Origin of the sequence: Streptococcus mitis, from assembly GCF_002096855.1 — a bacterium.
GTDB classification, from domain to species: domain Bacteria; phylum Bacillota; class Bacilli; order Lactobacillales; family Streptococcaceae; genus Streptococcus; species Streptococcus mitis_Y.
The window spans coordinates 1-13,061 of the sequence record NZ_NCVH01000002.1; the positions used below are offsets into that span (position 1 = coordinate 1).

Annotated in this window: 9 protein-coding genes and 1 pseudogene; 5 read left to right on the forward strand and 5 right to left on the reverse strand. The window is 41.9% G+C overall.

What is annotated here, in order from left to right:
• Positions 1 to 278 precede the first annotated feature (278 nt).
• Positions 279 to 593, reverse strand: a pseudogene (locus tag B7698_RS00060) (nucleotidyltransferase); the annotation flags it as partial.
• Between the two features lie 229 nt (positions 594 to 822).
• Between B7698_RS00060 and B7698_RS00065 the strand changes: the two are divergent.
• From B7698_RS00065 to B7698_RS00080, 4 genes are all read left to right on the forward strand, one after another.
• Entirely contained in the window at positions 823 to 1,515 is a 693-nt protein-coding gene (locus tag B7698_RS00065) for a phosphoglycerate mutase (protein ID WP_000240130.1), read from the forward strand.
• A 52-nt stretch (positions 1,516 to 1,567) separates the two neighbouring features.
• A complete protein-coding gene (locus B7698_RS00070; RefSeq protein WP_084864282.1) occupies positions 1,568 to 3,979 on the forward strand; it encodes a glycoside hydrolase family 95 protein in 2,412 nt (803 codons plus the stop codon).
• A 130-nt stretch (positions 3,980 to 4,109) separates the two neighbouring features.
• Positions 4,110 to 4,811 carry an ABC transporter ATP-binding protein gene (locus B7698_RS00075; RefSeq protein WP_049524524.1) on the forward strand — a complete coding sequence of 234 codons (702 nt, stop codon included), beginning with the start codon at positions 4,110 to 4,112 and terminating at the stop codon, positions 4,809 to 4,811.
• A 1-nt stretch (position 4,812) separates the two neighbouring features.
• Complete coding sequence (locus tag B7698_RS00080; protein WP_084864283.1) at positions 4,813 to 7,521, forward strand: ABC transporter permease; 2,709 nt, start codon at positions 4,813 to 4,815, stop codon at positions 7,519 to 7,521.
• 96 nt (positions 7,522 to 7,617) lie between these two features.
• Here B7698_RS00080 and tpx read toward each other — a convergent pair whose 3' ends face one another.
• The 4 genes from tpx to B7698_RS00100 form a co-directional block, all read right to left on the reverse strand.
• On the reverse strand, positions 7,618 to 8,109 hold the full coding sequence (gene tpx / locus B7698_RS00085; protein ID WP_084864287.1) for a thiol peroxidase: 492 nt from the start codon (positions 8,107 to 8,109) through the stop codon (positions 7,618 to 7,620).
• A gap of 227 nt (positions 8,110 to 8,336) precedes the next feature.
• On the reverse strand, positions 8,337 to 9,266 hold the full coding sequence (psaA, locus tag B7698_RS00090) for a metal ABC transporter substrate-binding lipoprotein/adhesin PsaA (RefSeq protein WP_084864284.1): 930 nt from the start codon (positions 9,264 to 9,266) through the stop codon (positions 8,337 to 8,339).
• A 31-nt stretch (positions 9,267 to 9,297) separates the two neighbouring features.
• Positions 9,298 to 10,146, reverse strand: coding sequence for a metal ABC transporter permease (locus tag B7698_RS00095; RefSeq protein ID WP_000559780.1), 849 nt, complete (start codon positions 10,144 to 10,146; stop codon positions 9,298 to 9,300).
• The gene (locus B7698_RS00100) at positions 10,143 to 10,865 is read right to left on the reverse strand and encodes a metal ABC transporter ATP-binding protein (RefSeq protein ID WP_084864285.1); all 723 of its coding nucleotides are present in this window, start codon (positions 10,863 to 10,865) and stop codon (positions 10,143 to 10,145) included. The genes B7698_RS00095 and B7698_RS00100 overlap by 4 nt, the downstream gene beginning before the upstream one ends.
• Positions 10,866 to 11,045: 180 nt before the next feature.
• Here B7698_RS00100 and pepO point away from each other — a divergent pair, with 180 nt between their 5' ends.
• Positions 11,046 to 12,938 carry an endopeptidase PepO gene (gene pepO / locus B7698_RS00105; RefSeq protein WP_084864286.1) on the forward strand — a complete coding sequence of 631 codons (1,893 nt, stop codon included), beginning with the start codon at positions 11,046 to 11,048 and terminating at the stop codon, positions 12,936 to 12,938.
• Positions 12,939 to 13,061 lie beyond the last annotated feature (123 nt).

Consider the following 13,061-nt stretch of genomic DNA (forward strand, 5'->3'; position numbering starts at 1 on the left):
CTTTTCATTATAGGTCATATGGGACTTTTTTTCTACACAAAAATAGGCTCCATAAGATCTATAGGGGATTTACCCACTACAAATATTATAGAGCCGTTTTTGAATACCTGATATGATGCGTTTTTATTATGTTTGTACCTTTTTGTCCTGCTCTTGTTTCAATCAACTCTACACCGTTATATATTATAGAAATTCAAAAAGCTCATGATTCATCTGAAAAGCAGATTTCATGAGCTTTTATCGTAATTCTAAATAGATTCATTAATCAAGTGTTTGATATTTAATAGGAGATGCTCTAAAACTACGGCCTGTAAATCTTTGTCAAATTCGTCTAGAGAGCAGTAAATCAACTCAATCTCGATACCATTATTGAGAACACAATCATCCTCCAATTCCCAAAATTGATTGCCGATTTCCATATAGGAGCAGTATTTACTGAGAATTTCTTTTCGGATGTCTAGCGAGAGGGAAGCACAGAGGTAGACATATACATCATAGTCTTTGTCAAAATCTTGTCCAGCTCGTGATCATCCTAGAGCTAGAGCCTCTACTTGATCCAGTTGAGCCAATTCTTTAAAGAGATGTTGTGGCATAATGTTAACCTTCTTTATTTTTTGACAACATTCTAACAAAAAGTAAGGAGACTAGTAAGAGTGAGATGGAAATTTCTTTTCACATATTTGCTTATATTTGTTTAAAGCAATCCCACTGTCAAACAGTCCTTTCCTTTTTGGTTTTGACTAGCTTTTTTGTGAAAAATTGTGTAAAATAGAATAGATAAACGAGGGAAAACCTCGGAAAATTTAAAGGAGAATCCATCTAATGGTAAAATTGGTTTTTGCTCGCCACGGTGAGTCTGAATGGAACAAAGCTAACCTTTTCACTGGTTGGGCTGATGTTGATTTGTCTGAAAAAGGTACACAACAAGCGATTGACGCTGGTAAATTGATCAAAGAAGCTGGTATCGAATTTGACCAAGCTTACACTTCAGTATTGAAACGTGCGATTAAAACAACTAACTTGGCTCTTGAAGCTTCTGACCAATTGTGGGTTCCAGTTGAAAAATCATGGCGTTTGAACGAACGTCACTACGGTGGTTTGACTGGTAAAAACAAAGCTGAAGCTGCTGAACAATTTGGTGATGAGCAAGTTCACATCTGGCGTCGTTCATACGATGTATTGCCTCCAAACATGGATCGTGATGATGAGCACTCGGCTCACACTGACCGTCGTTACGCTTCACTTGACGACTCAGTTATCCCAGATGCTGAAAACTTGAAAGTGACTTTGGAACGTGCCCTTCCATTCTGGGAAGATAAAATCGCTCCAGCACTTAAAGATGGTAAAAACGTATTCGTAGGAGCTCATGGTAACTCAATCCGTGCCCTTGTAAAACACATTAAACGCTTGTCAGATGACGAAATCATGGACGTGGAAATCCCTAACTTCCCACCATTGGTATTCGAATTCGACGAAAAATTGAACGTAGTTTCTGAATACTACCTTGGAAAATAAAAAATTGTAAGTCTAGAATTGATTTCTAGGCTTTTTATGTTAGTATGGAAGTATGATAAGGAATAAAAAACAAGATTATGTATTGGCCTACAAGCAACCAGCGTCAACGACATATAAGGGTTGGGAAGAAGAGGCCTTACCGATAGGCAATGGTTCTTTAGGAGCAAAAGTATTTGGCCTTATAGGGGCTGAGCGGATTCAATTCAATGAAAAAAGTCTCTGGTCTGGTGGTCCACTTCCTGCTAGTTCAGATTATCAGGGTGGAAATCTTCAGGATCAGCATAACTTTTTAGCTGAGATTCGGCGGGCTTTGGAAAAGAGAGATTACAATCGGGCTAAGGAACTGGCTGAACAGCACCTAGTTGGGCCCCAAACGAGTCAATATGGGACCTATCTGTCCTTTGGAGATATTCATATTGAGTTTAGCAAGCAAGGCAAGACTTTGTCTCAGGTGACGGATTACCATAGACAGCTTAATATCAGTAAGGCGCTTGCGACGACTTCTTATGTCTATAAGGGAACGAAATTTGAACGTGAAACTTTTGCGAGTTTTCCAGATGATCTCTTGATTCAGAGCTTTACTAAGGAAGGGGCGGAAACTCTAGATTTTACTATAGAACTGTCGCTGACCCGCGATTTGGCTTCTGATGGAAAGTATGAGCAGGAAAAATCTGATTACAAGGAATGCCAGCTGGATATCTCAACGTCTCATATCTTGATGAAGGGACGGGTTAAGGACAATGACCTGAAGTTTGCTAGTTATCTAGCTTGGGAAACGGATGGAGATATTAGAGTTTGGTCAGATAAGGTTCAGATATCAGGAGCCAGTTATGCCAATCTCTTCTTGGCAGCTAAGACAGATTTTGTCCAAAATCCTGCTAGCAATTATCGCAAGAAAATAGATTTAGAGAAACAGGTTAAGGACTTGGTGGACACAGCTAAAGAAAAGGGCTATGCCCAATTGAAATCAAGGCATATTGAGGACTACCAAGCTTTATTTCAGCGTGTTCAATTGGATTTGGGAGCTGATGTTGACACATTCAATACAGATGATTTGCTAAAAAATTATAAGCCACAAGCGGGGCAGGCTTTGGAGGAGCTGTTCTTCCAGTATGGACGGTATTTATTGATTAGTTCTTCCAGAGATTGTCCAGATGCTCTACCAGCTAACTTGCAAGGGGTCTGGAATGCGGTCGACAATCCTCCTTGGAATTCGGACTATCACTTAAATATCAATCTGCAGATGAATTATTGGCCAGCCTATGTTACCAATCTCCTAGAGACGGCTTTTCCAGTCATCAACTATATCGATGATTTGCGAGTCTATGGTCGCCTAGCAGCTGCAAGGTATGCAGGAATCGTCTCTCAGGAAGGGGAGGAGAATGGTTGGTTGGTTCATACTCAAGCGACTCCCTTTGGTTGGACGGCACCTGGTTGGGATTACTATTGGGGTTGGTCGCCAGCTGCCAATGCGTGGATGATGCAAACTGTTTATGAGGCCTATACATTTTATAGGGACCAAGACTATCTCAGGGAGAAAATTTATCCCATGTTGAGGGAAACGGTTCGTTTTTGGAATGATTTTTTACATGAGGATAGGCAGGCACAGCGTTGGGTGTCTTCTCCGTCTTATTCTCCAGAACATGGGCCGATTTCGATTGGCAATACTTATGACCAATCTCTGATTTGGCAATTATTCCATGATTTTATTCAGGCTGCTCAAGAATTGGGGCTGGATGAGGCTTTGTTGACTGAGGTCAAGGAGAAGTTTGACTTGCTTAATCCCCTTCAAATCACTCAATCTGGTCGAATCAGGGAGTGGTATGAGGAGGAAGAGCAGCATTTTCAAAATGAGAAAGTGGAGGCCCAGCATCGGCATGCTTCCCATCTAGTGGGACTCTATCCTGGCACTCTCTTTAGCTACAAGGGACAGGAGTATCTTGAAGCTGCGCGTGCTAGCCTCAATGATCGTGGAGATGGGGGCACAGGCTGGTCCAAAGCTAATAAGATCAATCTTTGGGCGCGTCTAGGAGATGGCAATCGAGCCCATAAATTATTAGCAGAGCAGTTAAAGTCATCCACCTTGCCAAATCTTTGGTGTAGCCATCCTCCTTTTCAGATAGATGGTAATTTTGGTGCTAGCAGTGGAATGGCAAAAATGTTACTTCAGTCTCATACAGCTTATCTGGTACCTCTAGCCGCCCTACCCGATGCTTGGTCAACAGGTTCTGTTTCAGGCTTAATGGCACGTGGACATTTTGAAGTTAGCATGAGGTGGGCGGATAAAAAACTCTTACAGATGACCATTTTATCAAGAAGTGGAGGAGATTTGCGAGTCTCTTATCCAGATATTGAGAAGAGTGTGATTGAAATGAATCAAGAAAAAATAAAAGCGAAATGCATGGGGAAAGATTGTATTTCGGTAGCAACAGCAGAAGGCGATCTGGTTCAATTTTATTTTTAAGAAGATGTTAGAAGGCAGTAGTTTGAGACTGCCTTTTAATATGGATTTGAGAATGTAAGCAGTTTCCAACTAGTTGAAAAAGCGTTATAATGGTAGTAGGAAGTAATTTGTTTGAGAGAGGATGGGTCTGATGGCTTATATTGAGATGAAACACTGTTACAAGCGTTATCAGGTTGGGGATACGGAGATTGTGGCCAATCGTGATGTGAATTTTGAGATTGAAAAGGGTGAATTGGTTATTATTCTAGGTGCATCTGGTGCAGGTAAGTCAACGGTTCTTAACCTTCTTGGGGGAATGGATACCAATGATGAGGGGGAAATCTGGATTGATGGTGTCAATATTGCAGACTATAGTTCCCACCAGCGTACCAATTACCGCCGCAATGATGTAGGCTTTGTTTTTCAGTTTTATAATCTAGTTTCCAATCTAACCGCTAAGGAAAATGTGGAGTTGGCTTCAGAAATCGTGACAGATGCCTTGAATCCTGAACAGGTCTTGACAGATGTAGGTCTGGCTCATCGTCTCAATAACTTTCCAGCCCAGCTTTCTGGAGGGGAGCAACAGCGAGTCTCCATTGCACGCGCGGTAGCCAAAAATCCTAAAATTCTCCTTTGTGACGAACCAACTGGAGCCTTGGATTATCAGACAGGTAAACAAGTCTTGAAGATTCTCCAAGATATGTCTCGTCAAAAGGGAGCGACGGTGATTATCGTGACTCACAATGGAGCTTTGGCGCCCATTGCTGATCGCGTGATTCATATGCACGATGCCAGTGTCAAGGATGTGGTGATCAACCAGCATCCTCAGGATATCGACAGTTTGGAGTACTAGCATGATCAAGCGAAAAACCTATTGGAAGGACTTAATTCAGTCCTTCACAGGCTCTAAGGGGCGTTTTTTATCCATCTTAACCTTGATGATGTTAGGGTCTCTAGCCTTAGTAGGCCTCAAAGTGACTAGTCCCAACATGGAGGCGACAGCTAATGCTTATTTAACAACTGCTCAAACCTTGGATTTGGCAGTCATGTCTAACTATGGCTTGGATCAAGCAGATCAAGAAGAACTAGAACAGACCCAGGGCGCAGAGGTTGAGTTTGGCTATTTGACAGATGTGACTATGGAAAATGGGCAGGATGCCATTCGGCTGTACTCCAAACCAGAGCGAATTTCAACCTTTCAGTTAAGAGAGGGACGACTTCCTCAGTCAGATAAGGAAATCGCTTTGGCCACTCATTTGCAAGGCCAATACAGCGTGGGACAGGAGATTAGTTTTAAAGAAAAAGAAGAGGGTCATTCCTCTTTAAAAGACCATAGGTATACCATTACTGGTTTTGTGGATTCAGCTGAAATCCTCTCTCAGAGAGATATGGGCTACGCAGGAAGTGGAAGTGGGACTCTGACAGCCTATGGGGTGATTTTACCTAGTCAGTTTGATCAGAAAGTCTACAATATAGCTCGTTTGAAATATCAAGATTTGTCAGGTTTAAATGCTTTTTCAGCAACTTATGAAGAAAAATCCAAACAACATCAGGAAGAGCTTGAACAAGCTTTGTCAGATAATGGCAAGGCACGTCTGCAAGTCTTGAGAAAAGAAGGACAAGAGTCTCTAGACAAAGGCAAAGAAACCCTTGATAAGGCTGAGACTAATCTGCAGGAAGGCCAGCGTCGTTTAGCAGCTGCTCAAGCTCGTTTACAGGCTCAGGAAAGTCAACTAGCCTTGCTTCCTCAAGCTCAGAGAGAGCAGGCTAGTGCTCAACTTACCCAAGCTAAGCAGGAATTGGGTAAAGAAGAGGATAGACTAAAGCAGGCTGAACAAAATCTAGCCCAAGAAAAGGAAAAACTAGAAAAACATCAGCAAGTCTTGGATGATTTGGCTGAGCCCAAGTATCAAGTCTATAATCGTCAGACCATGCCTGGCGGTCAAGGCTACCTCATGTATAGTAATGCTTCAGCCAGTATTCGGGCAGTGGGCAATATCTTTCCTGTAGTGCTTTATGCCGTAGCAGCCATGGTCACCTTTACCACCATGACTCGTTTTGTGGATGAAGAGCGAACTCATGCAGGGATTTTTAAGGCCTTGGGTTATCGTAGCAAGGATATTATTGCCAAGTTTCTCCTTTATGGTCTAGTAGCTGGGACTGTCGGAACAGCTCTAGGTAGCATACTTGGACATTATTTACTAGCCGGTGTGATTTCAAATGTCATTACAAAAGGCATGGTGGTGGGAGAAACCCAGATTCAGTTCTATTGGACCTATAGCTTATTGGCTCTTGTCTTGAGTTGGTTGGCGAGTGTGTTACCAGCCTACTTGGTAGCTCGTAGGGAACTTCATGATGAAGCAGCCCAGCTTTTACTACCTAAACCTCCTGTTAAAGGAGCTAAAATCTTACTAGAGCGCATCGGTTTTATTTGGCGTCGTCTCAGTTTTACTCATAAGGTAACAGATCGCAATATCTTCCGTTATAAGCAGCGGATGTTGATGACGATCTTTGGTGTGGCAGGTTCTGTGGCCCTGCTCTTTGCAGGTTTGGGAATCCAATCCTCTGTAGCAGGAGTTCCGTCTAAACAGTTTCAACAAATCCAACAGTATCAGATGATTGTCTCTGAAAATCCTAGTGCGACCAATCAGGACAAGGCAAATCTAGAAGAAGTGTTGAAAGGGCAGGATATTCAAGCCTACCAGAAAATCTATTCAAAAACGCTAGACAAGAATTTCAAAGATAAGGCTGGTCTTCAGACCATTACTCTTATGATGACAGAGAAGGAGGATTTGAATCCCTTTATTCATCTGCAACATCATCAGCAGGAGTTGACATTAAAAGATGGCGTCGTTATTACAGCTAAACTTGCCCAGTTGGCAGGTGTCAAGGTTGGACAGACTCTAGAAATTGAAGGTAAGAAGCTAAAGGTCGCTGCCATTGCTGAGAACTACGTTGGTCACTTTATTTATATGAGTCAGGCTAGCTATGAGCAAATATATGGACAGTTACCCCAAGCCAACACTTATCTGGTCTCGCTAAGGGATACCAGTGCAACTAGTATCGAAAGGCAGGCCGGCTTACTTATGAATCAATCTGCGGTGTCCGGCGTTGTCCAAAATGCTTCAGCCATTCGACTCTTTGACTCCGTCGCTAGCTCACTCAATCAGACTATGACCATCTTGATCATCGTATCGGTTCTGTTGGCTATTGTTATCCTCTACAATCTGACCAATATCAACGTGGCTGAGAGAATCCGTGAACTCTCCACTATCAAGGTTCTCGGTTTTCATAATAATGAAGTCACTCTCTACATTTACCGTGAGACGATTGTGCTGTCCCTTGTGGGAATCGTACTTGGTTTGGTATCTGGTTTCTATTTACATCAATTTTTGATTCAAATGATTTCGCCTGCTACTATTCTCTTTTATCCGCAGGTAGGCTGGGAAGTCTATGTAATCCCAGTGGCAGCAGTAAGCATCATTTTGACCTTGCTTGGTTTCTTCGTCAATCATCATCTGAGAAAGGTTGATATGCTTGAAGCTTTGAAATCTGTAGAGTAAGGTAGTTGCTTTTATCTGATTGAACTTATATATACTCGTAAACAAAAAATCCTCCGTTTCAAAGAGTAGGGAACTCTTTGTGACAGAGGATTTTTTCTATAGGGCTTTAGCAGCTGCAATTGCGGCTTCGAAGTTTGGTTCAGAGTTGATATTGTCCACGTAATCAACGTAGCGAATCGTATTGTCAGTATCGAGGACAAAGACTGCGCGTGCCAATAGGTGCCACTCATTTATTAAGAGGGCATAATCACGTCCAAAGGAATGGTCGAAATAGTCTGAGAGCATGATGGCATTTTCAATACCTTCAGCACCGCACCAACGTTTTTGGGCAAAAGGGAGGTCCATTGAAACAGTCAAGACAACCGTATTATCCAGTCCAGCCAGTTCTTCATTAAAACGACGTGTTTGAGTTGAGCAGATGCCTGTATCGATAGAAGGCACGACACTCAAGACTTTTTTCTTGCCATCAAAATCAGCTAGAGATTTTTTAGAAAGATCAGTTGCAGTGAGAGAAAAATCAAGTGCCTTGTCGCCGACTTGTAGTTGTTTACCTGTAAAGCTCACAGGATTTCCGAGAAAAGTTACCATAAGATACTCCAATCTTTTTTCTTCCATTTTAGCTGAAACAGTCGGAATTTTCCAATGATTTGACCGGAAATATGGGCAGAGAAAAAACGCCAGCTCATGTGAGAATGACGTTTTCCAGAGGCTTATACTCAATGAAAATCAAAGAGCAAACTAGGAAGCTAGCCGCAGGCTGTACTTGAGTACGGCAAGGCGACGCTGACGTGGTTTGAAGAGATTTTCGAAGAGTATTATTTTGCCAATCCTTCAGCAATCTTATCAAGGTTGTATTTCATCATGTTGTAGTAGCTGTCGCCTTCTTTACCTTGTTCTGCGATAGAGTCAGTAAAGATTTGAGCATAGATTGGGATGTTTGTGTCTTGTGAAACAGTCTTCATTGGACGGTCATCCACACTTGATTCTACAAAGAGTGATGGAACTTTTGTTTGGCGAAGTTTTTCAACCAAGGTCTTGATTTGTTCAGGAGTTCCTTCTTCTTCAGTGTTGATTTCCCAGATATAGGCACTTGGGACACCGTAGGCTTTAGAGAAGTATTTGAAGCATCCTTCGCTGGTTACGATGAGTTTTTTCTCAGCAGGAATGTTGTTAAATTTCTCTTTAGCTTCCTTGTCAAGTTTGTCTAGCTTATCAGTATATTCTTTGAGATTTTTTTCGTAGAATTCTTTGTTGCTAGGGTCTTTAGCGCTCAATTGTTTGGCGATGTTTTTAGCAAAAATCATACCGTTTTCAAGGTTAAGCCAAGCGTGTGGGTCTTCTTTGCCTTTTTCGTTTTGGCCTTCAAGGTAGATAACATCAACGCCTTCGCTGACTGCAAAGTAGTCTTTGTTTTCAGTTTTCTTAGCATTTTCTACCAATTTTGTAAACCAAGCATTGCCACCTGTTTCAAGGTTGATACCGTTATAGAAAATCAAATCAGCTTGAGATGTTTTCTTGACGTCTTCAGGAAGTGGTTCGTATTCGTGTGGGTCTTGACCAACAGGAACGATACTGTGAAGATCAATCTTGTCACCGGCAATATTTTTAGTAATATCAGCGATGATTGAGTTTGTAGCAACAACTTTTAGTTTTTGACCAGAAGCTGCATCTTTTTTTCCGCTAGTACATGCTGCAAGAGCAATGACAGAAAGAAAGAGAACGAACAATGTACCTAATTTTTTCATTAGATCCTCCAATTTATTGGGGTCTTTCCCCTTATTTTAACAAATGTTTATTTTTCAGTTTCAAATATCGTTGTTTAGGAGAGATAAAGAAACTGATTAAGAAGAAGCTAGCAGCTGTGAGCACGATGCTAGAACCAGCTGCTAAGTTTAAACTATAGCCAATAAAGAGTCCCAAAACTGAAGCTGTAGCTCCAAAGGTTGAGGAAAGAAAAATCATACTTTTCAGGCTATTAGCATAAAGATAAGCAGTTGCAGCTGGGGTAATCAGCATGGCTACAATCAGGATAGTTCCAACACTTTGCATGGCTGTCACAGACACGAGAGTCAGGAGTATCATGAGGAGGTAGTGATAGAAATTGACAGGCATTCCCATGGCTTTAGCCAAGAGTTCATCAAAGGAAGTGATCAAGAGTTGCTTGAAGAAAATCCAGATTAACAAGAGAATGGCTGCCCCTACCCCCATGGTAATAAACATATCCGTATCTTGGACGGCCAGGATATTACCAAAAAGGATATGGAAAAGGTCAGTTGAACTTTTAGCGACACTAATCAAGATGATACCGAGGGCTAAGAAAGAAGAAAAGGTAATGCCGATGGCGGTATCGCTTTTGATAATCGAGTTTCCCTTGATGTAGGTAATGATGATAGCAGCTAGCAATCCAAAGACAATGGCTCCGATAAAGAAGTCAACGCCCAAGATGAAGGAGAGGGCTACACCTGGTAAGACAGCATGTGAAATGGCATCTCCCATGAGTGACATCCCACGTAGAATGATGAAACATCCTACAGCTCCAGCTACGACCCCGATGACAATGGCTGTTATCAAGGCATTTTGTAAGAAATGGAATTTTTGCAATCCATCGATAAATTCTGCAATCATAGGTCACCTCCATTGAAAAAGAGTCGATTACCATAAGCTTCTTTGAGATTGGCTTCGGTAAAGGTTTCTTTGGTTGGACCAAAGGCAATCACTTCTCGATTGACAAGCAAGACTTGATCGAAGTAGAGGGGAACCTTGCTGAGGTCGTGGTGGACGATGAGAACCGTCTTTCCAGCTTTTTTCAAATCTCTCAGCGTATTCATGATGATTTCCTCACTGACAGAGTCAATCCCAACAAAGGGTTCATCCAAGAGGATATAATCGGCTTCCTGCACCAAGCATCTGGCAATCAAAACCCGCTGGAATTGACCTCCAGACAGTTGACTGATTTGACGTTCAGCGTAGTCAGCTAGGCCGACGATTTCAAGGGCTTCTTGAACTTTCTTCCAATGTTTAGCGTTTAAACTGCGAAAGAGAGGGATAGAGGGAAAGAGTCCTAACGAGACGCATTCCTTGACCTTGATGGGAAAGTTGTAGTCGATATTGATTTTTTGTTCGACATAGGCGATTCGGTGTAAGGATTTTTTAACTTCCTTGTCATCGAGAAATGCCTGACCTTGATGTGGGATAATTCCCAGCATACCTTTTAATAATGTTGATTTTCCAGCACCGTTTGGACCAATGATACCGGTAATTGTTGGTCCTTGGAGCACTAGTGAAATATCCTTAAGTGCCAATGTTTCTTTGTAGGAGACACTGAGGTTTTCGATTCGTATCATACAGTTGTATTCCTCCTATCTCTTAATATACCTTAAAAAAAAAATTAAGTCAAGTTAATTTTTGAAAAAATTAAAATAATAACTGAAAAATGATGGAAAAAGAAAGTTCATTTTTAATTGCATTCCCAAGCAATTTTTGTTAAGCTAGCAATAACTTAAAAAAATGAAAGCGAGAACAAGATGACACGTTATCAAGATGATTTTTATGATGCAATCAATGGAGAATGGCAGAAGACAGCTGAAATCCCAGCAGATAAGTCTCAAACAGGTGGTTTTGTTGATTTAGACCAGGAAATTGAAGACTTGATGTTGGCGACAACAGACAAGTGGTTGGCAGGAGAAGAGGTTCCTGAGGATCCTATCTTGGCAAACTTTATCAAATACCACCGCCTAGTTCGTGATTTTGACAAGAGAGAAGCTGACGGTATCACACCTGTCTTACCACTTCTTAAAGAATTCCAAGAATTGGAGACTTTTGCAGATTTTACAGTTAGACTAGCAGAGTTTGAACTTGCAGGAAAACCAAATTTCCTTCCTTTTGGTGTATCGCCAGACTTCATGGATGCCAGAATCAATGTTCTATGGGCTAGCGCTCCAAGCACGATTCTGCCAGATACGACCTACTATGCGGAAGACCATCCTCAGCGCGAAGAGCTCTTGACTCTGTGGAGAGAAACTAGCACAAATCTTCTCAAAGCTTATGATTTCTCTGATGCAGAAATTGAAGACTTGCTTGAGAAAAGACTAGAATTGGATCGCCGAGTTGCGGCAGTGGTGCTTTCTAATGAAGAAAGTTCAGAGTATGCTAAACTTTACCATCCATATGCTTACGAAGATTTCAAGAAATTTGCGTCTGCCCTACCTTTGGATGACTTCTTCCAAGCTGTTCTTGGACAAGTACCAGACAAGGTTATTGTAGACGAAGAACGTTTCTGGCAAGCAGCAGACCAATTCTATAGTGAAGATGCTTGGCCTCTCCTCAAGGCAACCTTAATTTTAAGTGTTGTGAATCTCTCAACCAGCTATTTAACAGAAGAAATCCGTGTCTTGTCAGGTGCCTATAGCCGTGCGCTTTCAGGAGTTCCAGAAGCTAAAGACAAGGTCAAGGCAGCTTATCAACTAGCACAAGGTCCTTTCAAACAAGCCTTAGGTCTTTGGTATGCCCATGAAAAATTCTCTCCAGAAGCTAAGGCAGACGTAGAGAAAAAAGTAGCAACTATGATTGATGTTTATAAGGAACGCTTAGCTAAAAATGACTGGTTAACTCCTGAAACTCGTGACAAGGCCATCGTCAAACTCAATGTTATCAAGCCTTATATCGGTTACCCAGAAGAATTACCAGAACGCTACAAGGACAAGGTAGTGGATGAGACTGCTAGTCTTTTTGACAATGCTCTAGCCTTTGCGCGTGTGGAAATCAAACACAGTTGGAGCAAGTGGAATCAGCCTGTAGACTACAAAGAATGGGGCATGCCTGCTCATATGGTCAATGCCTACTACAATCCACAGAAGAACCTAATTGTCTTCCCAGCGGCCATTTTACAAGCACCTTTCTATGACTTGCATCAGTCATCTTCTGCTAACTACGGGGGTATCGGAGCGGTTATTGCCCATGAAATTTCCCACGCCTTTGATACCAACGGAGCTTCCTTTGATGAAAATGGTAGCCTCAAGGATTGGTGGACTGAGAGCGACTATGCTGCCTTCAAGGAGAAAACACAAAAAGTTATTGACCAGTTTGATGGACAGGATTCTTATGGAGCAACCATCAACGGTAAATTGACTGTATCAGAAAACGTGGCTGACTTGGGAGGAATCGCTGCAGCGCTTGAAGCTGCCAAGAGAGAACCAGACTTCTCAGCAGAAGAATTCTTCTACAACTTCGGTCGTATCTGGCGCATGAAAGGTCGTCCAGAATTTATGAAACTTTTGGCTAGCGTCGATGTGCACGCACCAGCCAAACTCCGTGTCAATGTACAAGTACCAAACTTCGATGATTTCTTTACAACCTATGATGTCAAAGAAGGCGACGGTATGTGGCGTTCACCAGAAGAGCGCGTGATTATTTGGTAATGCAAAAAGGTAAGTAATTAGAAAAAGGGGCTCTATAATATTTGTAGTGGGTAAATCCCCTATAGATCTTATGGAGCCTATTTTTGTGTAGAAAAAAAGTCCCATATGACCTATAATGAAAAG

Excerpts from the sequence above, each read along its gene's own strand:
- B7698_RS00080 (WP_084864283.1), top strand. The coding sequence starts at position 4,813 with ATGATCAAGCGAAAAACCTATTGGAAGGACTTAATTCAGTCCTTCACA.
- B7698_RS00065 (WP_000240130.1), top strand. The coding sequence starts at position 823 with ATGGTAAAATTGGTTTTTGCTCGCCACGGTGAGTCTGAATGGAACAAA.
- B7698_RS00100 (WP_084864285.1), bottom strand. The coding sequence starts at position 10,865 with ATGATACGAATCGAAAACCTCAGTGTCTCCTACAAAGAAACATTGGCA.
- tpx (WP_084864287.1), bottom strand. The coding sequence starts at position 8,109 with ATGGTAACTTTTCTCGGAAATCCTGTGAGCTTTACAGGTAAACAACTA.
- B7698_RS00070 (WP_084864282.1), top strand. The coding sequence starts at position 1,568 with ATGATAAGGAATAAAAAACAAGATTATGTATTGGCCTACAAGCAACCA.
- psaA (WP_084864284.1), bottom strand. The coding sequence starts at position 9,266 with ATGAAAAAATTAGGTACATTGTTCGTTCTCTTTCTTTCTGTCATTGCT.
- B7698_RS00095 (WP_000559780.1), bottom strand. The coding sequence starts at position 10,146 with ATGATTGCAGAATTTATCGATGGATTGCAAAAATTCCATTTCTTACAA.
- pepO (WP_084864286.1), top strand. The coding sequence starts at position 11,046 with ATGACACGTTATCAAGATGATTTTTATGATGCAATCAATGGAGAATGG.
- B7698_RS00075 (WP_049524524.1), top strand. The coding sequence starts at position 4,110 with ATGGCTTATATTGAGATGAAACACTGTTACAAGCGTTATCAGGTTGGG.